This window comes from Aminobacter niigataensis, from assembly GCF_946995915.1.
Lineage (GTDB): Bacteria > Pseudomonadota > Alphaproteobacteria > Rhizobiales > Rhizobiaceae > Aminobacter > Aminobacter niigataensis.
The window spans coordinates 724,360-749,491 of record NZ_OX341517.1 but is presented as its reverse complement, the minus strand read 5'-3'; the positions used below and the strand labels follow the sequence as shown (position 1 = coordinate 749,491).

General features: G+C 63.6%; 25 protein-coding genes. 17 read left to right on the top strand and 8 right to left on the bottom strand.

Annotation, left to right across the window (positions count from 1 at the left end; all coding sequences use genetic code 11):
- The first annotated feature begins 57 nt into the window (after positions 1 to 57).
- From pmtA to O1Y97_RS03475, 6 genes are all read left to right on the top strand, one after another.
- Entirely contained in the window at positions 58 to 663 is a 606-nt protein-coding gene (gene pmtA / locus O1Y97_RS03500; protein ID WP_108606104.1) for a phospholipid N-methyltransferase PmtA, read from the top strand.
- 115 nt (positions 664 to 778) lie between these two features.
- A complete protein-coding gene (locus O1Y97_RS03495; protein ID WP_318763109.1) occupies positions 779 to 1,375 on the top strand; it encodes an NADPH-dependent FMN reductase in 597 nt (198 codons plus the stop codon).
- Positions 1,372 to 2,070: an orotidine-5'-phosphate decarboxylase gene (gene pyrF, locus O1Y97_RS03490; RefSeq protein WP_108606102.1), complete on the top strand. Its 699-nt coding sequence runs from the start codon at positions 1,372 to 1,374 to the stop codon at positions 2,068 to 2,070. Before O1Y97_RS03495 ends, pyrF begins: the two co-directional genes overlap by 4 nt.
- Positions 2,071 to 2,090: 20 nt before the next feature.
- Positions 2,091 to 2,378 carry a DUF1330 domain-containing protein gene (locus O1Y97_RS03485; protein WP_318763108.1) on the top strand — a complete coding sequence of 96 codons (288 nt, stop codon included), beginning with the start codon at positions 2,091 to 2,093 and terminating at the stop codon, positions 2,376 to 2,378.
- Between the two features lie 291 nt (positions 2,379 to 2,669).
- Positions 2,670 to 3,941 carry a polyhydroxyalkanoate depolymerase gene (locus O1Y97_RS03480; protein WP_318763107.1) on the top strand — a complete coding sequence of 424 codons (1,272 nt, stop codon included), beginning with the start codon at positions 2,670 to 2,672 and terminating at the stop codon, positions 3,939 to 3,941.
- A 303-nt stretch (positions 3,942 to 4,244) separates the two neighbouring features.
- The gene (locus tag O1Y97_RS03475) at positions 4,245 to 4,874 is read left to right on the top strand and encodes a transglutaminase-like cysteine peptidase (protein WP_318763106.1); all 630 of its coding nucleotides are present in this window, start codon (positions 4,245 to 4,247) and stop codon (positions 4,872 to 4,874) included.
- Between the two features lie 185 nt (positions 4,875 to 5,059).
- On the opposite strand, the gene O1Y97_RS03470 is transcribed toward O1Y97_RS03475, so the two are convergent.
- On the bottom strand, positions 5,060 to 6,592 hold the full coding sequence (locus tag O1Y97_RS03470) for a YifB family Mg chelatase-like AAA ATPase (protein ID WP_318763105.1): 1,533 nt from the start codon (positions 6,590 to 6,592) through the stop codon (positions 5,060 to 5,062).
- Between the two features lie 176 nt (positions 6,593 to 6,768).
- Between O1Y97_RS03470 and O1Y97_RS03465 the strand changes: the two genes are divergently transcribed.
- Positions 6,769 to 7,509, top strand: a complete 741-nt coding sequence (locus O1Y97_RS03465; RefSeq protein WP_318763104.1) for a type I phosphoribosyltransferase — start codon at positions 6,769 to 6,771, stop codon at positions 7,507 to 7,509.
- A gap of 106 nt (positions 7,510 to 7,615) precedes the next feature.
- On the opposite strand, the gene O1Y97_RS03460 is transcribed toward O1Y97_RS03465, so the two are convergent.
- The 3 genes from O1Y97_RS03460 to O1Y97_RS03450 all read right to left on the bottom strand — a co-directional run bounded on the left by O1Y97_RS03460 (position 7,616) and on the right by O1Y97_RS03450 (position 10,109).
- Positions 7,616 to 7,786, bottom strand: a complete 171-nt coding sequence (locus O1Y97_RS03460) for a hypothetical protein (RefSeq protein WP_318763103.1) — start codon at positions 7,784 to 7,786, stop codon at positions 7,616 to 7,618.
- A complete protein-coding gene (locus O1Y97_RS03455; RefSeq protein WP_318763102.1) occupies positions 7,752 to 8,564 on the bottom strand; it encodes a hypothetical protein in 813 nt (270 codons plus the stop codon). The genes O1Y97_RS03460 and O1Y97_RS03455 overlap by 35 nt, the downstream gene beginning before the upstream one ends.
- Positions 8,565 to 9,143: 579 nt before the next feature.
- Positions 9,144 to 10,109 carry an IS1595 family transposase gene (locus O1Y97_RS03450; protein ID WP_318763101.1) on the bottom strand — a complete coding sequence of 322 codons (966 nt, stop codon included), beginning with the start codon at positions 10,107 to 10,109 and terminating at the stop codon, positions 9,144 to 9,146.
- A 203-nt stretch (positions 10,110 to 10,312) separates the two neighbouring features.
- Here O1Y97_RS03450 and O1Y97_RS03445 point away from each other — a divergent pair, with 203 nt between their 5' ends.
- Positions 10,313 to 11,374 (top strand): diguanylate cyclase domain-containing protein, encoded by a 1,062-nt coding sequence (locus O1Y97_RS03445; protein ID WP_318763100.1) that lies wholly within the window; start codon positions 10,313 to 10,315, stop codon positions 11,372 to 11,374.
- Positions 11,375 to 11,610: 236 nt separating this feature from the next.
- On the top strand, positions 11,611 to 12,795 hold the full coding sequence (cml, locus tag O1Y97_RS03440) for a CmlA/FloR family chloramphenicol efflux MFS transporter (RefSeq protein ID WP_318763099.1): 1,185 nt from the start codon (positions 11,611 to 11,613) through the stop codon (positions 12,793 to 12,795).
- A 21-nt stretch (positions 12,796 to 12,816) separates the two neighbouring features.
- Here cml and gshB read toward each other — a convergent pair whose 3' ends face one another.
- Entirely contained in the window at positions 12,817 to 13,758 is a 942-nt protein-coding gene (gene gshB / locus O1Y97_RS03435; protein WP_318763098.1) for a glutathione synthase, read from the bottom strand.
- A gap of 294 nt (positions 13,759 to 14,052) precedes the next feature.
- Here gshB and O1Y97_RS03430 point away from each other — a divergent pair, with 294 nt between their 5' ends.
- The 6 genes from O1Y97_RS03430 to O1Y97_RS03405 all read left to right on the top strand — a co-directional run bounded on the left by O1Y97_RS03430 (position 14,053) and on the right by O1Y97_RS03405 (position 20,038).
- Positions 14,053 to 15,396 (top strand): putative bifunctional diguanylate cyclase/phosphodiesterase, encoded by a 1,344-nt coding sequence (locus O1Y97_RS03430; RefSeq protein ID WP_108606056.1) that lies wholly within the window; start codon positions 14,053 to 14,055, stop codon positions 15,394 to 15,396.
- Positions 15,397 to 15,637: 241 nt separating this feature from the next.
- Positions 15,638 to 16,405, top strand: coding sequence for an SDR family NAD(P)-dependent oxidoreductase (locus O1Y97_RS03425; protein ID WP_108606055.1), 768 nt, complete (start codon positions 15,638 to 15,640; stop codon positions 16,403 to 16,405).
- On the top strand, positions 16,402 to 17,343 hold the full coding sequence (locus tag O1Y97_RS03420; RefSeq protein ID WP_318763097.1) for a 2-dehydro-3-deoxygalactonokinase: 942 nt from the start codon (positions 16,402 to 16,404) through the stop codon (positions 17,341 to 17,343). Before O1Y97_RS03425 ends, O1Y97_RS03420 begins: the two co-directional genes overlap by 4 nt.
- Complete coding sequence (locus O1Y97_RS03415; RefSeq protein ID WP_318763096.1) at positions 17,340 to 17,975, top strand: 2-dehydro-3-deoxy-6-phosphogalactonate aldolase; 636 nt, start codon at positions 17,340 to 17,342, stop codon at positions 17,973 to 17,975. The genes O1Y97_RS03420 and O1Y97_RS03415 overlap by 4 nt, the downstream gene beginning before the upstream one ends.
- 1 nt (position 17,976) lies before the next feature.
- The gene (locus O1Y97_RS03410) at positions 17,977 to 18,846 is read left to right on the top strand and encodes an SMP-30/gluconolactonase/LRE family protein (RefSeq protein WP_318763095.1); all 870 of its coding nucleotides are present in this window, start codon (positions 17,977 to 17,979) and stop codon (positions 18,844 to 18,846) included.
- A gap of 136 nt (positions 18,847 to 18,982) precedes the next feature.
- Entirely contained in the window at positions 18,983 to 20,038 is a 1,056-nt protein-coding gene (locus tag O1Y97_RS03405) for a D-alanine--D-alanine ligase family protein (protein WP_318763094.1), read from the top strand.
- Positions 20,039 to 20,071: 33 nt separating this feature from the next.
- On the opposite strand, the gene O1Y97_RS03400 is transcribed toward O1Y97_RS03405, so the two are convergent.
- Positions 20,072 to 20,428: a septal ring lytic transglycosylase RlpA family protein gene (locus O1Y97_RS03400; protein ID WP_108606050.1), complete on the bottom strand. Its 357-nt coding sequence runs from the start codon at positions 20,426 to 20,428 to the stop codon at positions 20,072 to 20,074.
- Between the two features lie 399 nt (positions 20,429 to 20,827).
- Complete coding sequence (locus tag O1Y97_RS03395; RefSeq protein WP_318763093.1) at positions 20,828 to 22,714, bottom strand: glycosyltransferase family 2 protein; 1,887 nt, start codon at positions 22,712 to 22,714, stop codon at positions 20,828 to 20,830.
- Between the two features lie 176 nt (positions 22,715 to 22,890).
- Here O1Y97_RS03395 and O1Y97_RS03390 point away from each other — a divergent pair, with 176 nt between their 5' ends.
- Together O1Y97_RS03390 and O1Y97_RS03385 are read left to right on the top strand one after the other, a co-directional pair.
- Positions 22,891 to 23,865 carry a glycosyltransferase family 2 protein gene (locus tag O1Y97_RS03390; RefSeq protein WP_318763092.1) on the top strand — a complete coding sequence of 325 codons (975 nt, stop codon included), beginning with the start codon at positions 22,891 to 22,893 and terminating at the stop codon, positions 23,863 to 23,865.
- 175 nt (positions 23,866 to 24,040) lie between these two features.
- Positions 24,041 to 24,415, top strand: a complete 375-nt coding sequence (locus O1Y97_RS03385) for an SPW repeat domain-containing protein (RefSeq protein WP_183263272.1) — start codon at positions 24,041 to 24,043, stop codon at positions 24,413 to 24,415.
- A gap of 116 nt (positions 24,416 to 24,531) precedes the next feature.
- Here O1Y97_RS03385 and O1Y97_RS03380 read toward each other — a convergent pair whose 3' ends face one another.
- Positions 24,532 to 25,020 (bottom strand): YbjN domain-containing protein, encoded by a 489-nt coding sequence (locus tag O1Y97_RS03380; protein WP_108606046.1) that lies wholly within the window; start codon positions 25,018 to 25,020, stop codon positions 24,532 to 24,534.
- Positions 25,021 to 25,132 lie beyond the last annotated feature (112 nt).

Sequence of the window (25,132 nt, the reverse complement as noted above, 5' to 3'; positions counted from 1 at the left end):
TGCCTTGAGCCACTTTGCTGTTATTTCTCCGGCAGCAGGGGTGAGGAGATCAAAGTGATGCCACGCGGTTCCGGATTGCGCAAAACCCTTGCGGCCAAGTTCGACGACGAGTTGAAGTTCTTCAAGGGCTGGATCGACAAGCCGAAAGCCGTAGGCTCGATCGTGCCGACGAGCTCGTTCACCGCAAAGCGCATGGCCTCGGTCATCGACACCAAATCGGGCCTGCCGGTCCTCGAAGTCGGTCCCGGCACCGGCGTCATCACCAAGGCGATCCTGGCCCACGGCGTGAAGCCGGAAGACCTCTACACGGTCGAATACTCCGCCGATTTCGTCCAGCACCTGCGCCGCAACTTTCCCGGCGTCAACGTCATCGAGGGCGACGCCTTCGCGCTTGACGCCACGCTTGGCGACAAGAGCGGGCTGGTTTTCGATAGCGTCATCTCGGGCGTGCCGCTGCTCAACTTCCCAGTTGCCAGCCGCGTCGCCTATCTCGAAGGCCTGCTCAAGCGCATTCCCGCCGGCCGGCCGGTGATCCAGCTCACCTACGGGCCGAAGTCGCCGATCCCGCCGGGACTGGGCAACTACACGGTCGAGCATTTCGATTTCGTCATCCGCAACATTCCGCCGACGCAGCTCTGGGTCTATCGCCGCGGCAAGCACTGACCTTGCCTTTCCGGCGCAAATCCGGGTCGAAAACCGCTTCACGTTTGCCCGATTTGCTCTATACCCGCAGCCATGAGACTGAGCGCGCGCCTGGACACGCGCAGCAGGATGGTTGATGCCGATAATCCCCAGGATCCTCGTCTTCGCCGGTTCGACCAGGACAGGCGCCTATAGCGGCCGGACTGCCGACTGCGCCCAGAAGGAACTGGCGCTGCAGGGCGCCGACGTGACCCGCATCTCGCTGGCCGACTATGAGCTGCCGTTGATGAACGAGGATCTCGAGGAGCACGAAGGCGTACCCGAAAACGCCGTGAAGCTTGCCCGCCTGATCGACATGCATGACGCGGTGCTGATCGCCACGCCTGAATATAACGGCTCGATGCCGCCGCTGCTCAAGAACGCCATCGACTGGGTCAGCCGTGTCAGCCGCGACGGCACCACGCGGCTTCGGCCCTACCCCGACAAGCTGGTGGCCATCTGCTCTTCGTCCGACGGCCATTTCGCCGGCATCCGCAGCGCCACCCATCTGCGTGCCGTGCTGTCGCACATCCAGATGGACGTGATCTCGCCGCAGGTTTCGGTGCCGCATGGCGGCCAGGCCTTCGACGAGAACGGCGATTTCCGCGAAGAACGCCTGCGCAAGGGCATGGAGCGGCTGTGCCGCGAACTGATCCAGCGGGCGATACTGCTGTCAACGAGGACCGAGCCATGAAGATCGAAGCAATGCGTGACCGGCTGATCGTCGGGCTCGACGTGCCCAGTGTGAAGGACGCCGAACAGGTGGTCCGCGACCTCGACGGCACCGCCACCTTCTTCAAGATCGGCTACCAGTTGGCCTTTGCCGGCGGTCTCGACTTCGCTCGAGAGCTCGCCAGCGACGGCAAGAAGGTGTTCCTCGACATGAAGCTGCTCGACATCGATAACACGGTGGCCAAGGGCGTCGAGAACATCGTCAAGATGGGCATGGCGATGCTGACGCTGCATGCTTACCCCAAGGCGATGAAGGCCGCGGTGGAGGCGGCCAGGGGCAGCGACCTGCGCCTGCTTGCGGTCACCGTGCTGACCTCGATGGACGAAAAGGACATGATCGACGCGGGCTACGAGTATGACCCGCACACGCTGGTACTGCGCCGCGCCGAACAGGCGCTCAAGGCGGGCATGGGCGGCATCGTCTGCTCGGCCAGCGAGGCGTCCGCGGTGCGTCGCATCGTCGGCCCAAACATGGCGGTCGTCACCCCCGGCATCCGCCCGGCGGGCAGCGACCATGGCGACCAGAAGCGCGTCGTTACCCCTGCCGACGCCATCCGCAACGGCTCGAGCCACCTCGTCGTCGCCCGGCCGATCGTCGGCGCGGTTGACAGGCGGGCTGCCGCCCAGGCTATCCTGGAAGAGATGGCACAGGCCTGAGCATTTTCGGGGAGGAATTGATGACCAAGGCTTACTGGATTGCACGCGTCGACGTGCGCGACCCCGAGGGTTACAAGGGCTACGTGGCTGCCGCGAAGCCGGCCTTCGAACGCTTCGGCGCCAAGTTCATCGCGCGCGGCGGCGCTCATGAAGCCGTGGAAGGCCCCGGCCGCGCCCGCAACGTCATCATCGAGTTCGCTTCGATGGAGGACGCGCGCAACTGCTATTTCTCGGCTGAGTACCAGCACGCGAAATCGATCCGCCAGCAATTCGCCGACGGCGAGATCATGCTGGTCGAGGGTGTCTGACCCCATTTGATACGCCTGACTTGCCATACCCTTCGGGCCACGGGCCCGAGGGGCCGCTTCTGCGCGGCCTGAGGGTGATTCGCGGCGTTGCTGCGGCGCACAACGTCAAGACCGGCCGATGTTGAGCCGGCGGCGGCGATGGAAACGCTTTTTCAACAGCTTGGACTAAAGGATGACCCCGTTTCGCACCAAGTCGCATATTGCATCGCAGCAGATGTTTGCTACCCTTCGCTGCATTGCATGACGGGCCTCCGGCCGGCTCGCCTCCCCGAATGGCCGTATGAGGACATCATGTTTTACCAGCTCTACGAATCGACCCACGCCGCGCTGCAGCCGGCGCGCGCCTATGCGGATGCGGTCAAGCTGTTCTATTCCAACCCGCTCAATCCGTTTTCGCACATGCCGCTCGGCCGCTCCGTGGCGGCGATGGCCGAACTGTTCGAACGCACCACCCGCCGCTATGGCAAGCCGCAGTTCGGCCTCGACAAGACGGTGGTCGACTGGCAGCCGGTGGCGGTGACCGAGAGGGTCGCCTGGTCGCGGCCGTTCTGCAACCTGATCCGTTTCGAACGCGACCTGCCCGCGGGCCGCCGTCCCGACCCCAAGCTGCTGATCGTCGCGCCGATGTCGGGCCACTACGCCACGCTGTTGCGCGGCACGGTCGAGGCGATGCTGCCGCATGCCGACGTCTACATCACCGACTGGACTGACGCCCGCATGGTGCCGGTGACCGAGGGCAAGTTCGACCTCGACGACTACATCGATTACGTCATCGACATGTTCCATGCGCTCGGGCCGGACACCCACGTGATGGCGGTATGCCAGCCTTCGGTTCCGGTGCTGGCGGCGGTGGCGGTGATGGAAGCGCGCGGCGATCGCTTCGTGCCTTCGAGCATGACGCTGATGGGCGGGCCGATCGACACCCGGCGCAACCCGACCGCAGTCAACGAACTCGCCGAGAAGAAGAGCATCGAGTGGTTCCGCGACAACGTCATCATGCAGGTGCCATGGCCTGCACCCGGCTTTGCCCGCGACGTCTATCCGGGCTTCCTGCAGCTGTCGGGCTTCATGACCATGAACCTCGACCGCCACATCATCGCCCACAAGGACTTCTTCATGCACCTGGTGAAGAACGACGGCGACAGCGCGGAGAAGCACCGCGACTTCTACGACGAATATCTGGCGGTGATGGACCTGACCGCCGAGTTCTATCTCCAGACGGTCGACACCGTGTTCGTGCGCCACGCCTTGCCCAAGGGCGAGATGACCCACCGCGGCCAGCCGGTCGACACCTCGGCGATCCGCAATGTCGCGCTGTTCACCGTCGAGGGCGAGAATGACGACATTTCCGGTCTCGGCCAGACCCAGGCCGCGCACGACCTGTGCAGCAACATCCCCGCGGACATGAAGGCGCACTACATGCAGCCGGCTGTCGGCCACTACGGTGTCTTCAACGGCTCGCGCTTCCGTGCCGAGATCGTGCCGCGCATCGTCGACTTCATGACCAGCTACGGCGCCTCCGCGCGCAAGCCGGCCAAGCCGCAGCTGGTCCGCAAGGCCTGATTTCAGGCCGCCAGCCGCCAACCCGTCTTATCCACAGCAAGGCCCGGCGCCAACCGCCGGGCCTTGCTGTATTGTGGCGCCGCATGGATAGGCAAGGGGCGCCCTAACCCTTTGAATCCGCACAGTGCGCATGCCGAAAGCCGTTTGCCGGCGTGTGCGCCGGCGCGGCGCGTCCTGTTGCACAATAGTCGCGGCGCAGCACCCGCGGTAACCATGTCTGCAATCTGCCGCGAGCTTTGATTGACTCCAGGCCGCCCTCGACCTTAACGTTTTATTAACGATGTAAAGGGGCGAGCGGGGCAGATGATTTCCGCAGCAGGCGTGCGGTGCGCGGCGGGGCGTGCCGGTGTGTTTTTGGGGCTGGTGGCGGGCGTTGTGCTGTCTGCCGGCACGGCCTTGGCGGCGTCGCAGCCGATGGTCACCGGCGGGCTGACCTCGCAGCCGATCGGTCACTACGATTTCTGCCGCCTCAACCCCAGGGAATGCTCGATCAAGCAGCGCGACACCGGTCCCGAGCAGATGACCGGCGCCCTGTGGCGCAAGATGGTGGCAGTCAACGTTGCCACCAACGCGGCGATCAAGCCGATGAACGATATCGACATCTACGGCCGCGACGAGGTCTGGATCTATCCGGCCAATGGTGAGGGTGACTGCGAGGACTATGTGCTCGAAAAACGCCGCATGCTGAGCCAGGAAGGCGTCTCGCTGGCGAACCTGCTGATAACCGTCGTGCGCAAGCCTGACGGCGAGGGCCATGCGGTGCTGACCGTGCGCACCTCCAAGGGCGACTTCGTGCTCGACAACCTGACGGACACCGTGCGTCAGTGGGACGAGACCGGCTATCGTTATCTCAAGCGCCAGTCGAGCGAGAACACCGGTCGATGGGTTTCGATCCGCGAAGGCCAGGCGACGATGGTCGGCTCGGTCAAGTAATAGGTCGAATACCCCTTCAGCCGCAGCGTCACCGAACCCGACGCAGCCCGGCGTGTTCTCAGCAACCGAGCCTGTCCTATCCAGGGACGACCCTTGCGCCATGCGCCAGCCGGCGGCGATCGGTGCAGGCCGGCGCCCACCTGCTCCCGCGCACCAAGCAAGTCACTTCGGGCGACGGCCCAACTCTACGCCGCCTGCGCCATGCGTTCCGAGCTGATGCGGTAGGAAATCGCCTCGGCAAGATGGATGCGGCCGACCGTGTCGCTGGCGTCGAGATCGGCCAGCGTCCGCGCCACCTTGAGGACCCGGTGATAGGCGCGGGCGGAAAAACCGAGCTTTTCGCTGGCGTCGCGCAGCAGCGCGAGCCCGGCGGCATCTGGTATGGCGATATCCTCGATCAGGCCGGCGGAGCATTGCGCATTGGTGGTGGCGCCGGTGACGCCGTGGCGTTCCAGCCGTTCGCGCTGGATCGTGCGAGCCCGGGCGACGCGGGCGGCGACATCGGCGCTCGCCTCCGCTTTGCCGGCGCGGATCAGGTCGGTGGCGGAAACCGAGGGCACCTCGATGCGCAGGTCGATGCGATCGAGCAGCGGGCCGGAGATACGTGCCTGATAGTCGGATTGGCAGCGCGTGCCGCGCAGGCATCGGTAGCCGGGCTCGCCGGCCATGCCGCAGCGGCACGGGTTCATCGCCGCGACCAGCTGGATCCGCGCCGGATAGGTGATGCGGTGGTTGACCCGGGCGATCATGCATTCGCCGGTTTCGAGCGGCTGGCGCAGCGAATCGAGCACCTGCGGCGAAAACTCGGGGAATTCGTCGAGAAACAGCACGCCGTGATGGGCGAGCGACACCTCGCCGGGCCGCGCCCGCAAGCCGCCGCCGACCATCGCCGCCATCGAGGCGGAATGGTGCGGCGCACGGAATGGCCGCCGGTCCGTGAGCTTGCCCTCGGCCAGTTCGCCGGCGACCGAGGCGATCATCGAGACTTCGAGCAACTCCTTGGGCGAAAGCGGCGGCAGGATGGAGGGCAGGCGCGCCGCCAGCATCGACTTGCCGGCCCCGGGAGGACCGACGAACAGCAGGTTGTGGCCGCCGGCCGCTGCCACCTCGAGCGCGCGCCTGGCGCTTTCCTGGCCCTTGACGTCGGCAAGATCGGCGATGCCGGTGGCCGGCGCGCGGATGCCGGCTTCGGGCCGCGAAAGCACCTGCGTGCCGCGAAAATGGTTGGCAATCGCAATCAGGCTGCGCGGCGCCAGGATGTCGATGCTGGCGCCGGCCCAGGCGGCTTCCGGCCCGCTGGCCGCCGGGCAGATCAGCCCCTTGCCCTCGGCATTGGCGCCGATGGCCGCCGGCAGCGCACCCGCAACCGCCGCGATCGTGCCGTCGAGCGACAGTTCGCCGAGCACGACATAGGCGGCGAGCGCGTCGCCCGGCAACGCACCAAGTGCTGCCATCAGGCCCAGCGCGATGGGCAGATCGTAATGGCTGCCCTCCTTGGGCAGGTCGGCGGGTGCGAGATTGACGGTGACCTTCTTGGCCGGCATCGACAGGCCCGAGGCATGCAGCGCCGCCTGCACACGTTCGCGGCTTTCGGCCACCGCCTTGTCGGGCAGGCCGACGATCTGCATGCCGACTTTCCCCGGCGCGACCATCACCTGCACGTCGACGGGAACCGCCTCGATGCCCTGGAATGCAACAGTGCGCACGCGCGAAACCATGCTGCCCCCTCCGCCCGGCCTCCCCCAAACGCACGATCAGGTCGCGGACGATTTCTTGAAAGACAAGCATAGATTGTAAATTGATGGCGATTATATCTTTGACAAACCAGTGCGTCCAAACGTAGCAATTCTCATGACGAATCGGTTACATAGGCCGGTTCTTATGAGTTGGTTTGATGACGCGAGTTCCTTGGCCGAAAGACTTTCCAGAAGCGTTTGTGAACGCGCAGTGGGCTAGTGGCGACAAACAAGTCCCCACCCTGAGCTCGCATCCGCTTTATCAGGCAGCGAAGGGCGAGCGGAATATTGAAGCTGCCATTGCGATAATCGACGATCTCTACACTCGTGAATGCGTGTTGCGGTTGGTGGATCACGTTGAAAGTTGTGGCGGTAAGCCGAAAATCATATCGCCATCATGTCAGCCCGGAGATTCAAACAACGCGTTGGCTATTGGCTACGCTCAGTGGCTGTCGCACGAATTTGATTGGGATGTTGAAACGGAAGTTTTCCAGGAAAAAACCGTTTCGAGGGACAAATCAAATACGTGGACGAGAATTGCCAATCGTTGCGCGTTTCGCGGTGAAATTGACAAGGGTGCCTCTTATGTCATAGTGGATGATGTAATTACGACTGGTGGAACCTTAGCAGACCTGCGTTCGTTCATTCACCGTAAAGGTGGCATGGTTATAGCTATGAGTGCCATTGCATCCCGCGATGGACGTCCGCAGAAAATAAGGTTGGGCGATGATACTCGAGCAGACTTGGAGCGTTTCTATGGGAACGATCTTGGAAAGTTTTGCTACGAAAATCTCGGATTTTCGCACGAGTGTTTCACAGACAGTGAAGCCCGAGCAGTTCGTGGGTGTTCAGGCTATGTCGATCTCGGAAAGAAAATATTACGAGCGCGTAACGCGTGAGATGCACGCAGAAGCGCGCGCGCTTCTGGCTGCGCGACCCAAGCGTGTCATCAGAGAAAAGCCCTAGAAAACGATAGAATCAATTCTGACAAGCGAACGCCCGATTTCATTTTTTGAGGTCGGGCGTTTTCTCTTTTGGTTCCGCTTTCGCGACCTTCTTCAACGCACGGTTAAAGGATTCCTCGGACTGGTCAGTTTCCAGTTCGCGAGCGGCTTCGCGGAACTTATCAATTTGAGGCGCCTCAACTGAAGGCGCCTTTGTCCTTTTCGGTGTCATCGTCCTCTTCGTCTTCCATTGAAAGCATCTGCTCGAACATCGCAATTTGACGGCGTAGCTTCCGCAAGCCTTTCAAATCAACATCGGCGTTGATGATAACACGACCGTCAACGATGCGGGCGTCAATCGCCGCACCGCCCTCCGGTGACGGAGGAACAACATTTGCAAATGCCCTGAGTGACCCTGGGACCGCTGATGCTGTCGTAGCCATGACCTTACCTCGCTCCGTTTCTTCTGGAGCCTTGTGCAGTGGCTCCCCTTCGTCGGGCGATTCTAAAGGGGTATCCTGACCTGCGCTAGGCTTTAAACCGGCAAACCGGATATTCTCTTTGAAGATAGCGAGAAGCGACCGGGAAGACTGATCATTGAGGTTTCGCTCAATCTTCAAATGGCTTCGCGCAACCGTGTCGGCAGGGATTCCCTCACTCCATCCGTCTTTTGTCCAAAGCACACGAAAGAGCGGAGGGTTCAACGCAAATTCAGCGATCATGTCAGCGCGGATTTCATCCCGCTCATCAAGAAAATAGCGCCTTGCAGCCCCGGTCAGCTTGAGCTTGCGTTCTGCATTCGCCCCCTCGTCTTCGAGCAAGCCGTAATACTTGAGCGCGCCAGTGGTTTGAAACCCCCCGCTACTCTTAGGGCTGTAGCCCCACAACTCAAAAGCGGTCGTGACAGCCATCGCTTTGCCGCTGCGGTCTCCATCAAAAAGCTGTTGCGCTTTTGAGAGCGCCTTTTCGAGGCTGATGAAAGGGAACCGGGTCGATGCTTCCTCTGCCATACGGAATCTCCTTGTTGAGAGATGCCTACCCCAGTTCACTTCTCTTTGCAACGGCTGGTTCTGATCGCCAGTTCTCCGGCCCTTGACCGCCGGCCCAAGAACATGCAACGTCTAGGGTGCGCGACTCACTTGCGCCACTAATACTGGGAAGCGTTGAATGAAAAGAACTGCGTAGCCCCTCGCGCTCTGGCCATTGGCGTCGGAGGGGCGGAAAAGCAAAAGGCCGCAAACCCGGTGAGACGGGGATGCGGCCCAGATGACCAGCAATCGGAAAGAGGCAGTAGCCTCGCGATCACTAGAGTTCACACCCTAGAATCGCACTTCTACCGCCTCTTTTCAAGGCCCCTCGCCTGAAAGAGGTCTGTCATGGTTTGGGTAAACCCTTACCTGCGCTTCCGCTTTGGCCGCACAGAACACGTCTGCGGACATTACCGTAGCCGGTAAATAGGCGACGGCGGCGTAGCCGCTTAGCCTGCCGATCAACCCAACTGCCGGGAAGCCTAACGGCCTCCCGGCTTTTTCTTTCGCTTTGTGTGCCGCCACAAGGGTAGTGTCAGTTGAACGGGGCGGCGGTAGTGCTCATGCCGGGAATTCATCAGGTCTGCGATAGGTGAGGCGCTTGCCTTTGGCACCCGTAAGCGCACGACCCGCGCGTTCCTGATCCTCGACACCCATGGCCGAACGGTTGCTGTAGCGGAAGTCGAATTCGGCCAGATAGCGGTGCAGATGATGTTCAGCGCAATGCTGATAGACGCCCTTCATGCCGCGCTTGAAGATCGAATAGTAGCCTTCGACGGTGTTGGTGTGGATCGCGTCGCCGTCCTCGTAGCGCACGTACTCTTCCTTCGCATGATTGACCATCTGGTGCGAAGCGAACGCGGCCAGAGCGCGCGGATACACGCGGGCTTCATCCGACATCATGTCGGTTTCCTTGGCGATGTTCTTGTTCACGATAGGCAGGATATTGCCGATGGTGGCGGCGTTGATGTGGAAGGAACGGGCGATGCCGCCGCGCTCGACAAGCGTAAGCACGGTGTTCTTGTGAGCCGCGCCAGCGGTCTGTTTCGGCACGCCCTGTAGACGGCCGATATAGGTCTCATCGACTTCAACGGTCTTGCCAGCGCCGCCCATGGGCGTGAAGTCGTCCGAGCGCATGGCTTCGCGGATACGGTGAGCGAGGAACCAAGCGGTCTTGTAGGTGCATTCCAGAACGCGGTGGAGCTGGTGGGCGCTGATGCCCTTCTTGCTGGAGCACATCAGGTGGATTGCCTGTAGCCACTTGTGTAGCGGCAGGTGGCTTTCTTCGAAGATCGTGCCCATGCGAACCGTGAACTGGCCACGGCAAGCGGCGCACTTGTAGAGGCCATGACGATCGACGCCTTCGGGGTTCTTCTTGGAAGCCTTCGTGCGGACGCCGACCAGCTTGTAGTGTTTGTCCATCGAGCCGCAGTGATGGCAGACCGGACCCTGGGGCCACAGCATCGCCTCGACATGCTCGAAAGCGGCGGCTTCGTTGTGGAAGTAGGGCTTCGACAGGATGGACATAACGGTAACTCCTTGAGTCTGTTATGCCTTATCCGGTTGGGTTTGTCAAAGATATAATCGCCAAATTGATGCAAGAACATTTAAAGAACATAGGCAGCCGTTGTTTACGCTAGCCGATACTGCCGGGCATGGCGCGCGGTGCCGGGCGCCGGATAGGGAATCTTAAATGCTTGTGTGCGAATATAAGGCGCATCAAAGAGAAGGTGATCGACCTCGCCATGCGCCACAGGCTGCCTATGCGAAAAGTCGGACGGCCGGGCGCCCTTTCGCGCCGCGGCGCGGCCAGGATCGCGGAACTCGAGGCGCGTCTGGCGGCGCAGGCGACGCTGATCCGCGAGCAGGCCGCCTCGCTTGCACACAGCCAGAAGATCTTCGACAGGTCCTCGGCAGCCGCCCGCATCGGCGTCTGGCAATGCAACCTCGCCGACCAGGCGCTGGTATGGACCGACGTCGTCTACGACATCTTTGATCTACCGCGCGGGTCGGCGCTCGAACGCCAGGAAATCGTCACGTGCTATACGCCGGAGTCGGCGGCGGAGCTCCATGTCAGACGCAGCCAGGCGATCGCGGAGCGCACCGGCTTTTGCCTGGACGCCGAGATCGTCACGGCCAAGGGCAATCGCCGCTGGATCCGCATCACCGCATGCGTCGAGTGCGAGGACGGCGTCGCCGTGCGCATCTTCGGCCTGAAGCAGGACATCACCGAAGAGAAGATACTCGCCGACCAGACGCGCTATCTCGCCGAGATCGACGTCATGACCGGGCTTGCCAATCGCAGCCAGTTCCAGTCGAAGCTGGCGGCATGGACCGAGCTGTGTGCCGAGCACCCCGCCCCCGGCGCGCTGCTTCTGCTCGACCTCGATGGCTTCAAGCAGATCAACGATACCTTCGGCCATGTCGTCGGCGACGAGTGCCTCAGAGAGGTGGGCCGGCGGCTCGAGAGCGCCTGTAGCGGCGCGCAACTCGTTTCGCGCATCGGCGGCGACGAATTTGCCGTGCTGTCGGGGCCGAACCTCGACCTGCAGGCGATTTCGGCGCTTGCGCTTGCAATCATTGAAAGGCTCGGCGAACCGATAGATCACTGCGGCACGCCGCTCAGGCTCGGCGGGTCCGTCGGTATCGCGCTGTTCGAGGCCTGCACGCCGTCGGAACTGCTGGTCAGGGCGGATACCGCGCTCTATCGGGCCAAGGCGGCGGGGCGCAACACGTTCCGCATCTTCAGGCCGGGCGATACCGCCGGCCTGCGCGGCCATCGCGCCGCGTAGGCGTTGACCGGCATCACAGGCCACCGACCAGGCTTGTTCCGGGCAAGCCATGCTGCTATTGCAGCCAAAAGATCAAAGCGAGCATTCGCGACATGAACATGGGCACAGTCGAGTCCGCAGACAGATAAGCCGCAACAACACCGAGACGTTGTTGCGGCGCGCTGCCCTCTCATTTCCCTAGACAAGCGAAGTGGCAGATCGCCGCCAGATGAAATTCATTTGAGCGATGCATTGTCATGCCCATTCGAAATTTTTCCACGTGGGGCCATTCCCTGCCCGCGGCGCTGCTGCTGATGGCGCCCTTCGACATCCTGGCCTCGCTGGCCATGGACATCTACCTGCCGGTCGTGCCGGAAATGCCCAAGATCCTCGGCACGACGCCAGACATCGTCCAGCTGACGCTGAGCCTCTACATGATCGTGCTCGGCTTGGGCCAGGTGGTGTTCGGCCCGGTCTCCGACCGGATCGGGCGCCGGCCGGTGCTGATCGGTGGCGCGGTCCTGTTTGCGGCGGCCTCGTTCCTGCTCGCTGGCACATCGTCCGCGCCGCTGTTCGTTGGCCTGCGCGTCTTGCAGGCGCTAGGCGCGTCGGCAGCGCTCGTCGCCACCTTTGTCACGGTGCGCGACGTCTATGCCGAGCGGCCGGAAGGCACCGTCATCTATGGCCTGTTCAGCGCCATGCTGGCCTGCGTGCCGGCGCTCGGCCCGATCGCCGGGGCGCTGATTGCCCAAGGTCTCGGCTGGCGGGCGATCTTCATGGGGCTCGGCATTCTTGCCGTCGGTGCCGTGCTGAATGCGCTGCTGCGCTGGCACGAGACACGGCCCGATACCGTGCGGTCGCGGCCGGCGTTCCGAAAAATCCTGAAAAGCCCGGCCTTCTGGGTCTACACGCTGGGCTTCAGCGCGGCGATGGGCGCGTTCTTCGTCTTCTTCTCGACGGCGCCGCGCGTGCTCATCGAGGGGGCCGGCTATTCCCAGCTCAGCTTCAGCATGGCCTTCGCCACGGCGGCGGTGGCGATGATCGTCACCACACGTTTCGCCAAACTGTTCGTGGCGCACTGGGGCATTGCTGGCAGCCTCGCGCGAGGAATGGCGATGCTCCTGCTCGGCTCCGGGCTGCTGGTTGTCGGGCAGCTGTTCGCTGAACCGTCGTTCCTGACCTTCGTCGTGCCGATGTGGGCGATCTCGGTCGGCATCGTCTTCGCCGGCGTGGTGACGGCAAATGGCGCACTCGAGGCGTTCGGCGATGCCGCTGGCACCGCCGTTGCGCTCTATTTCTGCGTCCAGAGCCTGATCGTCGGCCTGATCGGCACGGTGGCGGTGATCGTGCTCGGCGGCGATACGGCCTGGCCGCTCGTCGCTTACTGCACGATCATGCCGGTAGCCACCCTTGGCGGCCTCAGGCTGCTCGGGAAGCGGTAGCGAAAGATGGAGGTGGGCCGCTCAGGCCCGCTTCTTCTCCACCGCGTCCCAGAACAGCGCCGCGATGTCGGCGCCGCCGAACTTCTTGACCTCGCGGATACCGGTCGGCGAGGTCACGTTGATCTCGGTCATGTAGTCGCCGATGACGTCGATGCCGACGAGGATGAAGCCGCGTTCGCGCAACGACGGGCCGATGCGGGCGCAGATCTCGCGTTCGCGCTCGGTCAACTCGGTCTTCTCGGCGCGGCCGCCGGCATGCATGTTGGAGCGCGCGTCGTGCTCGGCAGGCACGCGGTTGATGGCGCCGACGGGCTCGCCGTCGATCAGGATGATGCGCTTGTCGCCCTTGCGCACGTCCTTGAGGTAGCGCTGGACGATGTAGGGCTCGCGGAACATCTGGCCGAACATTTCGAGCAGCGACGACAGGTTGCGGTCGGCCTCGTGCAAATGGAAGATGCCGGCGCCGCCATTGCCGTAGAGCGGCTTCACGATGATGTCGCCGAACTCCTTGCGGAAGGCGGTGACTTCAGCCGGATCCTTGGTGATCAGCGTCTCCGGCATCAGGTCGGCGAATTCGGTGACGAAGATCTTTTCGGGGCTGTTGCGCACCCAGGCCGGGTCGTTGACGACCAGCGTCTTCGGATGGATGCGCTCGAGGATGTGGGTGGTGGTGATGTAGTTCATGTCGAAGGGCGGATCCTGGCGCAGCAGGATCACGTCCATCTCCGACAGGTCGGTACGCACGGGCTCGCCGAGGGTGAAGTGGTCGCCCTTGATGTCGCGCACTTCGAGCTTCTCGATGCGCGCGAAGACCTTGCCGTCGCGCATCGACAGCCGGTCGGGCGTGTAGTGGAAGAGTTCGTGGCCGCGCCGCTGCGCCTCCAGCGACAGCGCGAACGACGTGTCGCCGGCGATGTTGACGGTGGAGATATGGTCCATCTGGACGGCGATCTTGAGCGGCATGGAGGTCTCCGGCGCGGCTGGTCGATGGTGATGGCGCGGACAAGCGGAACCGGCCGCACGCCTGGGTGACGAGGATGTAGCAATTTGGCCGCCTTATGCAATGGCAGGGCGACGTCTTGGCACTGCGCAATCGCCTGATGCGGCCTTGCAAGCGCACCGCGCAACTTCGGCGGACCGGGGCAACCGGCAGGTATTGAAACCGGTTTCGCAAATGACGGATTGAATACAATTCCTAAACGCTTTGCTGCCAGTGTCCTGCAACGATTGCAATCAATGGAAGAACAGAGACCAAGTATGTCACTCGGCGCGAGCTATTCGGACAGGGACACGGCGGATCTGGCCTTCACCGACGCCTTGACCGGCCTCGGCAACCAGCGCCGTTTCTTCGACAAGGTCGAGCGCCTGATCGGCGACCGCGCCGAGGACCCGGCACCGTTCACCGTCGGCATCCTCGATCTTGACGGCTTCAAGCCGATCAACGACCTGTTCGGCCATCGCGCTGGCGACGAGATCCTGGTCCAGGTGGCGATGCGACTGCGCGCTGCTTGCGATGGCTATTCGGCGGTCGCACGCATCGGCGCCGACGAATTCGCCTTCCTCTACCCGCTGGTGTTCTCCGAGGATGCCGCGGCCGAAAAGGCCCGCATGCTGATCGAAATCCTGTCGGCGCCTTACGACGTCGGTGAGCGCACTGCGCGCCTGTCGGCCTCGGTCGGCTGCTCGCTGTTCCATTCCAGCGACGACACCACCGAAACACTGGTGCGCAAGGCCGAGACCGCGCTCTACCACGCCAAGCGCTCGGGCCGCGGCCGCGTCGTCGTCTACACCCGCGAAATGGAAGAGGCGGCCAAGCGCGTCACCCGCATCGAGCAGGCGCTGCGCCGCGCCGTCGCCGCCGGTGAGGTCGCCCCGCATTTCCAGCCGATCGTCGATCTCAACAGCCGCCGCACCATCGGTTTCGAGGCGCTGGCCCGCTGGACCGACCGCGATCTCGGCCCGGTGTCGCCAGCCGTGTTCATTCCCATCGCCGAAGAACGCGGCATCATCGGCCCGCTGTCGCAACTGGTGCTGCGCAAGGCGGCGGAAGCTGCGCGCAGCTGGCCGAAGGACATGTTCCTGTCGTTCAACCTGTCGCCGTCGCAGCTCGTCGACCAGAACACCGGCCTGCACATCTTGTCGATCCTCGAACGCACCGGCTTCGACCCGCGCCGGCTTGAGATCGAGATTACCGAAACCGGCCTGATGACCGATCCGGCCTCGGCCGAAAAGATCGTCGAGGATCTCCGGCGCGTCGGCATCCGCGTCTCGCTCGACGATTTCGGCACCGGCCAGTCGTCGCTCGGCCGCCTGCGCGAATTCCGCTTCGACAAGCTCAAGATCGACCGCGCCTTCGTCGCCTCGATCCTCGAGGACCGGCCGTCCGAACACATCATCCGCGCCATCCTGGCGATGTGCGAGGGCCTCGGCATGGATGTCGTTGCCGAAGGCATCGAGATGGAAGCGCAAGCCGAGCGGCTGGTGCAGTTCGGCTGTGCCGGCGGACAGGGCTATCTGTTCGGCCGCCCGGCAGATGCCGACGCGACGCTTGGCTACCTCCGCGAAGCCCATCGCGGCGCGGCCTACGCGCGGGCGATCTGAGCAAAGGCAGGCGCCAGGACGCAGTTGCTTCCCCTTCGATAGCCGCGTCCGGTCACCTGCGCACCGGGCAGGGCAGTGCCCAGTTTGCCCCCTGTAACCTCGACGTTTCATTACCCCTTCAATCGTTTGAAAAAGACGCTTTCGGCGGCCGAAAAGCGTTTCAACTTTACCGGTCGATGGGCTAATACAGGCGCGCTGCGCGGCCAGCCATGCCCGGCCCGCACGATGCGGGGGAAAAATCATGATGCCATCGGCACGATTTCCTGATCTCGAGGGGCAGTCGGTGCTCATCACCGGCGGCGGCACCGGCATCGGCGCCGTGCTGACCGAGGCCTTTGCCCGCCAGGGCGCCAAGGTCGCCTTCATCGACATCGCCCTGAAACCGAGCCAGGAACTGTGCGACGAGATCGAGCAGGCGACGGGCAACCGGCCGCTCTACCTGCGCGCCGACCTGCGCGACATCGCCGAGCTGCGCCGTGCGGTGGCCCGCGCGGAGGAGGAGCATGGGCCGGTGACGGTGCTGGTCAACAACGCTGCCAACGATGTGCGCCACGAGGTGGCAGACGTCACGCCGGAAAGCTGGGACGACAACCAGGCCGTCAACATCAGGCCGCACTTCTTCACCATCCAGGCGGTGGCGCCTGGCATGGTCAAGGCCGGGGGCGGCTCGATCGTCAATTTCAGCTCGACCTCCTACATGCTCAATATCGGCGCCATGCCGGCCTACACGGCTGCGAAGGCTGCGATCGTCGGGCTGACCAAGGGGCTCGCCGGCCGTTACGGCCCCGACAACATCAGGGTCAATGCGGTGGCGCCGGGCTGGGTCATTACCGAGCGGCAGCGCGAATTGTGGGTCAGCGAGAAGGCGCTCAAGTCGCACATATCGCGGCAGTGCATCAAGCGCATGATGCTGCCGGAAGACATGGTCGGCACGGTGCTGTTCCTGGCGTCGGACGCATCGAGAATGCTGACGGCGCAAACTTTGATCGTCGATGGAGGTATCCTGTGAGTTCCAAGCCAACAATCGCTGCCGTCGACTGGGGCACCACGCGGATGCGCGTCTGGCTGCTCGACGGAACGGGTGCGGTCGTCGACGAGCGCCGCAGCGACGAAGGCTTGCTTACCGCCCAGCACAAGGGCTTTGCCTCGGTGCTCGACCGTCATCTCAAGGACATGGGTGCAACTGACGGCCTGCCGGCGATCGTCTGCGGCATGGCCGGCGCCCGCCAGGGCTGGATCGAGGCACCCTATGTCGAGGTGCCGTCCTCGCTCAGCGACATCCTGGGTGCCGCAGTGTCGGTCCCCGGTGCCGGCCGCGACGTCCGGATCGTGCCGGGGCTTGCCCAGCGTAATCCGCGCACGCCCGATGTGATGCGTGGCGAGGAAACCCAGCTTGCCGGCATCGCCGGCCTGATCGGTTCGGGCAGCCATTTCGTCTGCATGCCGGGCACCCATTCGAAATGGGTGATCGCCGAAGGCGGGGCGATCTCGGGTTTCGGCACCTGGGCGACCGGCGAGATGTTCTCGGTCCTGGCACAGCATTCGATCCTGCGCCATTCGATCGGCGACAAGCCGGCGAAGGTGACGCCTGACAACCAGGTATTCCGCGACTGGTGCCAGGAGGCGTTGCTCGATGCCGACATCGGCGCACGCCTTTTCGGAATCCGCGCCGCCGGCCTGCTTTCCGGGCTTGGCCAGGAGGATGCGGCCGCTGCCCTTTCGGGCCTGCTGATCGGCGCAGAGATCGCCTCGGCGACCAAGCGCTTCGGCCGACGCGGCGCACCCGTCATTCTCGTTGTCTCCGGTCCGCTGGGCGCGCTCTATGCCGAGGCGCTGCGCCTCGACGACATTGACGTGACCATCGCCGATGCCGACGAAGCCGTGCTTGCGGGCCTGGTGGCTGCGGCACGGCGCAACAAGATGCTGGCTGAAGGAGTTGCCCGATGAGCATGACCGCACCGTTTCCCGAGCTTGGCCGCGGGCTGGTGGCCATCTTGCGCGGCCTGAAACCCGAGGAAGCGCTCGATGTCGGCCGCGCCGTTTTCGACGCCGGCATCGAGGCGATCGAGGTGCCGCTCAATTCGCCCGACCCGTTCCGTTCGATCGAGATCTTGGCCAAGGCGCTGCCGACGGCGCTTGTCGGCGGCGGCACCGTGGTGTGGGCCAAGGATGTCGACCGGCTCAACGATGCCGGCGGTCGCCTGCTGGTCAGCCCGAACATCGACGCCGAGGTGATGGGCCGCGCCGGCGTGCACAAGATGGTGACGATGCCGGGCGTCTTCACGCCGACAGACGCGTTCCTGGCGCTGCGCCTCGGCGCTTCGGCGCTGAAGTTCTTCCCGGCCAGCGTGCTCGGCACCGGCGGAATTTCGGCGATTCGCGCCGTGCTGCCCAAGGAAACGCAAGTGGGCGTCGTCGGCGGCGTTTCGGAAGTCGATTTCGATGCCTATGCCAAGGTCGGCGTCCAGCTGTTCGGGCTTGGTTCGAGCCTCTACAAGCCTGGCATGACGTCAGCCGAAGTCGGCGAGCGCGCCCGTGCCGCCGTCGCCGGCTGGGACGCCATCGGCAAGGGAGCCTGACATGGCAGCCGTGATCCTGTCCGACGAAGCCTGCAGCCTGGGCGAGGGGCCGACCTACGATCCGGCCACCGATACGCTCTACTGGTTCGACATCCTGGCCAGCCGCATGCTGGAAAGGAAACTGTCGGGCGGGCAAACGCGCATCCACCAGCTCGGCGAGATGGCGAGCGCCATTGCCACGATCGACGGCGAACGCCAGCTGTTGCTGACCGAGACCGGGCTGCATGTCCGCGATGCCGCGACCGGCAAGCTGACGCTTCACATGTCGGTGGAAGCCGCCAACACCGGCACGCGTTCGAACGACGCGCGCGTGCATCCTTGCGGTGCGCTGTGGTTCGGCACCATGGGCAAGAGTGCCGAGGCAGGGGCTGGCGCCATCTACTGGTATTTCCGCGGCGAGCTGCGGCTGCTGTTGCCGGCGATCAGCATCCCCAACTCGATCTGCTTCAGCGCCGACGGCAAGACCGCCTATTATGTCGATACGGCCGTCAACCTGCTCTATCGCCTCGACTGCGATGCCGACACCGGCCTGCCGCTGGGCGAGCCGAAGCTGTTCGTCGACCGCCGCGGCGACAAGGGCGGCATCGACGGCTCGGTGGTCGACCGCGAGGGCGTCCTGTGGAATGCGTGCTGGGGCGGAGGCCGTGTCGACGCCTATGCGCCCGATGGCAGCCTGCTGCGCAGCGTGCCGGTGCCGGCGGTCCAGGCCTCCTGTCCGGCCTTCGTCGGGCCCGCGGCTGACCGGCTGGCGGTGACCAGCGCTGCAGTAGGACTGAGCGCCAAGGCGCTGCGGGCCGACCCTCATGCCGGCAAGACCTTCCTGCTCGACATTGCCGTCAATGGCCGCCACGAGCCGAACGTCCTGATCTGAGTTTCAGACATCAGGGCTGTCGCCCGGACGGCGGCAACAGGTCGGTTTTCCGGCATGTCGGGTGCTTCGGGGATGCCATTGTCGACAGCCGGCGCGGCATCATTGCTTCGCCGCATGACAGCAGGAAGCGTGCCCGATGACCGGAACAAGACCGACGCTCATTCTCGTCCATGAGCCGGAGCGCGCCTGCTTCGACCGGCTGCTGGCCGATGGGTTTCCGGCCCAGGCGGCAACGGAGATTTCCTCCTATCTGGCGCAATCGACCGACCTGGCGCCCGAGTTCGAAGCACTTGCCAATGCCTGCGCGATGCGCGGCCTCGATTTCCGCGCCGTTGAGCTCGACGACGCGGCCGATGTGCTGGCGCAGTGCGACCGCCGAAACAGCCTGGTGTGGACGCTGACCGACGGCATCGCCTATTTCCGTGGCGGCGCGGCGCCGGCGCTGGCAAGGCTGAATGGCCTGCGCACCATCGGCGCCGACGACAGCCTGTTTGCGCTGTGTCAGGACAAGTTCCGCGCAGGTGCCGTTCTCGCCGCGCTCGGCTTGCCGGTGCCAGCTGCGGGGCTGGCGCGTGGCGACAAGTGGCTGGTCGAGCCGCCAGCGTCGTCGACGGGGTATTTCGTCAAGCCGAACCGGCTCGGCGCCAAGATAGGCATCTGGGCGGATTCGCGCATCGGCAAGGCCGGTGATACGCTGGCGCTCGGGCGCCGGGTGTTCGACGTCTATCGCGACGACGTCATCGTCCAGCCCTATGTCGCGGGCCGCAATGTGCGTGCGAGCTTTCTGGCCGTCGACCCCAATGCCGGGCCCGAGGCGTTGGGCATCGTCTTTGTCGATTCAGGCGGCGATTTCCAGACCATGGCCGACAGCATGGCGCTGTATGGCGACACCGGCACTGCGGCCAAGGCCGACGGAAGCTACAGCGAGCCGGAGCTGGTTCATGTGGGATCGGTTCAGCCGGTTGCTGCGGCGACGATCCGTCGGATTGCGGCCCGGCTGATGGCGGGGCTCGGCCTGCGCGATGTCTTCTCGCTCGATTTCCGCGTCGAGGCCGACGACACGGTGCACCTGATCGAGTTCGAGGTCTGTCCCGGACTGCCCTGCTTCGATTTCCGAGCCTATTGCCGGGCCGAATGGCACCTCAGCCTCGTCGAGGCGATGGCCGAGACAGCCGCGCGGCGCATCGGCTAGTTCGCGAAGTGCCGCGCCTTCGGCGCGCAAATGTCAGGTGCGCTGCATGCAGACAGATGTGTGGCCCGAGCGGATGAAGCCGATCTGCTGGGCCGCACCCTTGGAAAGGTCGAGCACGCGTCCCTTGGCAAACGGGCCGCGATCGTTGATGCGCACGACCACGCTCTTGCCGTTCTTCTGGTTGGTCACCCGGATCTTGGTGCCGAAGGGAAGCGAACGGTGCGCTGCGGTCATGGCCGATGGATTCATGCGTTCGCCCGAAGCGGTCTTCGAGGTCAGCGCGTACCAGGAAGCCTTGCCGCATTGGGCCGAGGCGGTACCGGTGAAGGCAATCATCATGCCGGCGGCGAGGGTGGCCGCCGCGATCGCGGGCTTGGCGCTCTTCTTCATCTTCTGGTTAATGCTCCGTTGATGCACACACGGAGCGGTTTCAACCCAAATGTGGCAGCGAATGGGGCAAGCTTCGGGCGGTTCCGTGGCGGCCGCACACGTTTGGAGTCTCAAGGTAACAGTTTGTCAGGCGGATTCTTTGAATCTGTAAGGAATTTATTCACAAAAGCCGATGCCGCGCAGAGGTGAGCTTCAGATGTGCCTGAGTCCCCGCTCATGTAGAGCGTGGCGATTATTGGTTGGGTATACTTGGCAGATAGATGCCAGCCAAAGGAAAGATCGATAACGACCAGAAACAGGTTCGAATGATTCAAGTAGGATTGTGCGGGCCCGTCGCGCGGCAAATCGGGCGGATTGCCCCGTGCCCTGGAACCGGTTCCGGCGGGTGGCCGCCGTGATCTATTTTGTGCGTCGTGCCTCGCCTGTGCCGCGCATCGCCCTGATACCCCGCCGCAGGAAACAGCCCATTGCGCTTGTCATGCCCGGCACCGCACGGAAGAATTCCGGGTCGGAGAACAGGTTTGGGTCGTATTCGACGGTATCGAGCGCCTGGAGCTTCTCCCAGGCCGTCGACCGGTCTCCGGCGACGAGCGTGCGCAGGTTGGCGGTCGTCTTGCGGTCGTGGACGAAGGACAATTGCACGTGCTCGGCCATGCGCCGGCGCTCTGCCGCATCGAAAAGCTTCACCAGCTTGTAGTGGCGCATCGGCAGCAGCAGCGGGCTGCGCCAGGCGTCGGAGCGAACCCTCGGCTGGTCGGAGTAGCCGAGATCGTGGAAGCCGTGATGGACCTTGATGTCCTGGCGGTACCTCACCAGCGGAACCTTGCGCAGCACGTCCACCGTGCCGGCGATGCGATAGCGCGCATCGATGCAATAGCTCGCGCGCCATCGTTTGCCGAAGGCCCAGCGCACCGACTTGTTGGCGCGGTAGGCGGTGCTGTCGCCCCTTCCATCGAGCAGATGGCGATCGAACTCATGCAGGAATGAGGCATGTGCCGGGCCGTTGGCCAGGCTCGAAGCTGCCGGCAGCATGTCGACGAGCACACCCGGCACCCAGGACCGGCCGGCGGCCGATGCGGCCAAGACCACGTCGCCCATGGTGCCGCCGAGCGCAGACGGGACATCGACGAATTCGTCGGCGTCGATGGTGAGTGCCCATCGACCTTGCGGCAGCACGGCCTTCATGGCGGCCATCAGCCACGCGTTCTTGCAGGTTCGATAGTGGCCCACCCTCGGCGCCAGGGTAAGGACGTCGCGATAGGGCAGGGTTTCGGCCACCGGCACCGCCGAGCGGTCGTCGATGATGAAGAACGGTCCGCAGCCGATGCGGCTGTAATGCCTGTACCACTCCTCGAGCACGAACGTGTCGTCCTTCACGCAGGCAAAGACCGGCACCTTGCCGTCGTCGAGTTGGGGAAGGGGCCGGCTCGGCTCCTCGAAAAAGCACCGCAAGGCCTCTGCCGGACCTTGTGCGGCGATGGCTACGTGCACCGCCTGCATCGCTTCGGCAAAATAGCGCTCCTTGTTGTCGGCCTTGCTGGCATTCCTGGCAAAACTTGATGCGCGGTTGAAGTGTTGCATGGCGCCGAGAAGCCCGCAGTCGTCGGCATAGCCCTTGTTCCTTGGGTTGAGCGGCTTGGTGGTGCGCAAGTCGTCGACCACAAGGTTTTTCACTGTGATACCTTCGCCGAGCATGAAGTTGGCAGTGGCCTTCGACTTCTGCAGCGCGCCGCCGGGGAAATGCGAGATGTAGGTGAGGTCGCGGTCGGCCCGCAGCGCGGAGAGGATGAGGTCCATCTCGTCGAACTGGCGCGGCAACGCCCTTTCGTCATATCCAACGGAACGATAAAGATCGGCCGGCAGCGTGACCCTGCCGCAGGTGCCGTCGCCCCAGTTGCCGCTGAAATGATGGATCAGCATCTTGCGGCCATGCTCGGCATGCAGGTCCAGGATTTGCTTCGTCTCTGCCGGCGAGACGAAGTTGTCGGCGTCAAGGCTGGAATAGATCGCGCCCTCGATATGGTCGCGGAACACGTTTTTGGCCCGGCCGAAATGCCATGGATCCAGGTGCCCGACCCGCCTCGGCTTCAGGTACCCGGACGCGATTTCCGCGACAAAGGTCTCGCGCAGCCAGCAATCCAGTTCGTCGTCCGTGTCGAAATTGGCGACGACGAATTCCACCAGCGTTTCGAACTGGCGGTTCTGGTCGAGATTTTGCCGCAGCGTCAGCCTGAGGTCGGCCGCCCGGTCCTGGACGGGGATGCAATAGGACAGGATCGGTCTCATGGAACACTCGCGCGGTTTGCTTCGGCCACTCAAGCCTGCCTGATTAAATCGGGTTGTATCGCATAAAAATTTCTACTTGCAATGGACGTATGATTGTGGGAAACGGGAGCCGCCCCCGCACTTGAGACCTGTTGCCGCTGCCCTGGCGACGCAAATCCGAATGCGGAGCAAGGGCCATGTCCTCGAATTCGATGCCGCGTCTGCGGCTGTGTGTTGCTGCCATCACCCGGCAACGACCAGTCATGCTCAAGCAGCTTCTCGCCTCATGGTCTGCTTGTGAGATGCCTCCCCTCACCGACGTCAGCTTCGTCGTGGTCGAGAATGCGGCTCAGCCCGATTGTCGCGATATCGTGCTTGGCGCTGCCGGGGGCCTGAACCTCGACTATCGGCTCGAGCCGTCCATCGGCATTCCTTTCGCGCGCAATCGTGCGGTCGCGCATGCGCTCGAAACCGGGGCCGATCTTGTCGCCTTCGTCGACGACGACGAGCGCGTTGCCAAGGATTGGCTTGTCGAGCTTGTCGCCGAACATCGCCGCAGCAAGGCGCTGCTCATCGGCGGCCCGGTGGAGGCGCAGCCGCCCGCGGTTCCGCTGTCGCGGTGGCGCAAGGCGATCATGCGCGGCGTCCAGCAGCGGTTCCGCCACAAGGCGGTCGTTGCCCGGTGCCAGAACGCGGCGGGCAGGGCGGATCGGATCACCGTCGTGACCAACAACTGGCTCGCACACCGCGATCTGTTTGTGGTCCACAGGCTGCGGTTCGACGAGCGCGATCCGATGTCGGGAGGCAGCGACGCGGCATTCGACCACGAGGTCACGCGCCTTGGACTGACGAAATCCTGGGCTGACCGGGCCATGGTCTACGAAACGATGCCGCCTTCACGCCTGACCTTTTCCTATCAGTTCAGGCGCGCCCGCGATCAATCGCTGGCGTCGTTCACCCGCAAGCGAAGGGGCGGCGACAGGAGGGCAGCATCGCTTGTGCCGCTGCTCGCCTACAGGCTGCTTGCCACTGCCGCCACCGCACTTGCGGTGCCGATCCGCGGTGGCCCTGGGGTGCTTGCCCTGGCGCGTGCGTCCGGTTGGTCGGCCGGCCGGATACTCGGCTTGCTCGGGTCGCGGTCGCGGCTCTATGCGAAGGTGACCGGCGAGTAGCTTCGATGTCGCCAGTGTGATCGTCCGCCGGAACCGGATCCATTGAACTTGTTGCACTTTTTTGAGATAATGGCGCCAGTGCGAAGAACGCCCGACTGAGGAGTTCGACAACCACGCACTTGGTCCTCACGGGCGTTTGAGCAGAACTCAAATGTAGCCTGAGAGGATTTTGATCATGGCAACGCTCAATGTAATGGGTCCCCTGGGACTGTCGCAACATCGGCGCTGGGAGGACATCGCTTCGATGATCCTCGGCGCCGCGATCATCGTGTCGCCGATGTGGTTCGGCGAAACCGGCATGCCGACCATGATGGCGGTGACCGCACTCGTCGGCGCCGCGATCGTCGTGCTTTCCGGACTGGAGCAAATCTTCCTGCGGCGCTGGGAGGAAATCCTGTCGCTGTTCTGCGGCGTCTGGATGGTGGTGCAGCCCTTCGTCTTCGGATATGGCGGCGTGCTGCGCAACTGGCATGTCGGCCTCGGCATCGCAGTGGCGGTGCTGGCAGTTCTGGAACTCTGGCAGGACCGCAACCGCAACCTCGAGGCTTGAGCAAGGCAGCTCGACGCGCGAAGGCCCCGTAACTGACAAGGGGCCGAAGCTTACTCATGCAAAGGGGGCCGATGGGTGCCCTTTGCATGAGTTCGCGAGACTGGAGGCCGCGCTGTTCAGCGCCAGCCGATATAGGCGGTGAACTCTGCCATCAGCGTGTCGAAACGCTCGAGGTTTTGCGACAGGTTGCCGGACGAGACGCCGCCGCCGCAATCGATCAGATAGTCGAAATAGGTATTGTCCTTTTCGTTGGAGGCGCGGCCGGCGACCTTCTTGTTGTTCCATTCGAGCGCTTTGTCCTGCATCGCCTTGTCGGTCTTGAAGCTGCTCTGGAACTGCACCCGCCGACATTTCTGCGGTTCGCCCTCGCAATTGTAGAAATAGACCCAGAAATTCATGCCTGAGGCCTTGGAATCGATGACCGGCAGGTTGTCGCTGTCGGTGCCGACCTTGGCCTGATATCCGGCCTTGGTCATGATCTCCTGGAGTTCCGCGACGGTGACGCCTTCGAGCACGCTCGGCGCGGCTTGGGGTTTGTCTTCAGCCCTGGCTGCAGTACCGGCAGCAAGGGCCAGGGCACCGGCGAAAAGGGCAAAGCGCAGCATCGGCGTGCTCCTCAACAGGTTGTGCGAACGTATTAGCGCAACCTGATATTATCACCGACCATGGGCCGGCTGGAAGCCGACCATTCGGACGATGATCGAGGGAGAGACTGCG

Excerpts from the sequence above, each read along its gene's own strand:
- O1Y97_RS03455 (WP_318763102.1), bottom strand. The coding sequence starts at position 8,564 with ATGGCAGAGGAAGCATCGACCCGGTTCCCTTTCATCAGCCTCGAAAAG.
- O1Y97_RS03425 (WP_108606055.1), top strand. The coding sequence starts at position 15,638 with ATGATGCCATCGGCACGATTTCCTGATCTCGAGGGGCAGTCGGTGCTC.
- O1Y97_RS03380 (WP_108606046.1), bottom strand. The coding sequence starts at position 25,020 with ATGCTGCGCTTTGCCCTTTTCGCCGGTGCCCTGGCCCTTGCTGCCGGT.
- O1Y97_RS03395 (WP_318763093.1), bottom strand. The coding sequence starts at position 22,714 with ATGAGACCGATCCTGTCCTATTGCATCCCCGTCCAGGACCGGGCGGCC.
- O1Y97_RS03485 (WP_318763108.1), top strand. The coding sequence starts at position 2,091 with ATGACCAAGGCTTACTGGATTGCACGCGTCGACGTGCGCGACCCCGAG.
- O1Y97_RS03460 (WP_318763103.1), bottom strand. The coding sequence starts at position 7,786 with ATGACACCGAAAAGGACAAAGGCGCCTTCAGTTGAGGCGCCTCAAATT.
- O1Y97_RS03475 (WP_318763106.1), top strand. The coding sequence starts at position 4,245 with ATGATTTCCGCAGCAGGCGTGCGGTGCGCGGCGGGGCGTGCCGGTGTG.
- gshB (WP_318763098.1), bottom strand. The coding sequence starts at position 13,758 with ATGCCGCTCAAGATCGCCGTCCAGATGGACCATATCTCCACCGTCAAC.
- O1Y97_RS03410 (WP_318763095.1), top strand. The coding sequence starts at position 17,977 with ATGGCAGCCGTGATCCTGTCCGACGAAGCCTGCAGCCTGGGCGAGGGG.
- O1Y97_RS03495 (WP_318763109.1), top strand. The coding sequence starts at position 779 with ATGCCGATAATCCCCAGGATCCTCGTCTTCGCCGGTTCGACCAGGACA.
- O1Y97_RS03480 (WP_318763107.1), top strand. The coding sequence starts at position 2,670 with ATGTTTTACCAGCTCTACGAATCGACCCACGCCGCGCTGCAGCCGGCG.
- O1Y97_RS03470 (WP_318763105.1), bottom strand. The coding sequence starts at position 6,592 with ATGGTTTCGCGCGTGCGCACTGTTGCATTCCAGGGCATCGAGGCGGTT.
- O1Y97_RS03400 (WP_108606050.1), bottom strand. The coding sequence starts at position 20,428 with ATGAAGAAGAGCGCCAAGCCCGCGATCGCGGCGGCCACCCTCGCCGCC.
- cml (WP_318763099.1), top strand. The coding sequence starts at position 11,611 with ATGCCCATTCGAAATTTTTCCACGTGGGGCCATTCCCTGCCCGCGGCG.
- pyrF (WP_108606102.1), top strand. The coding sequence starts at position 1,372 with ATGAAGATCGAAGCAATGCGTGACCGGCTGATCGTCGGGCTCGACGTG.
- O1Y97_RS03385 (WP_183263272.1), top strand. The coding sequence starts at position 24,041 with ATGGCAACGCTCAATGTAATGGGTCCCCTGGGACTGTCGCAACATCGG.
- O1Y97_RS03465 (WP_318763104.1), top strand. The coding sequence starts at position 6,769 with ATGACGCGAGTTCCTTGGCCGAAAGACTTTCCAGAAGCGTTTGTGAAC.
- O1Y97_RS03390 (WP_318763092.1), top strand. The coding sequence starts at position 22,891 with ATGTCCTCGAATTCGATGCCGCGTCTGCGGCTGTGTGTTGCTGCCATC.
- O1Y97_RS03405 (WP_318763094.1), top strand. The coding sequence starts at position 18,983 with ATGACCGGAACAAGACCGACGCTCATTCTCGTCCATGAGCCGGAGCGC.
- O1Y97_RS03415 (WP_318763096.1), top strand. The coding sequence starts at position 17,340 with ATGAGCATGACCGCACCGTTTCCCGAGCTTGGCCGCGGGCTGGTGGCC.
- O1Y97_RS03450 (WP_318763101.1), bottom strand. The coding sequence starts at position 10,109 with ATGTCCATCCTGTCGAAGCCCTACTTCCACAACGAAGCCGCCGCTTTC.
- pmtA (WP_108606104.1), top strand. The coding sequence starts at position 58 with ATGCCACGCGGTTCCGGATTGCGCAAAACCCTTGCGGCCAAGTTCGAC.
- O1Y97_RS03430 (WP_108606056.1), top strand. The coding sequence starts at position 14,053 with ATGTCACTCGGCGCGAGCTATTCGGACAGGGACACGGCGGATCTGGCC.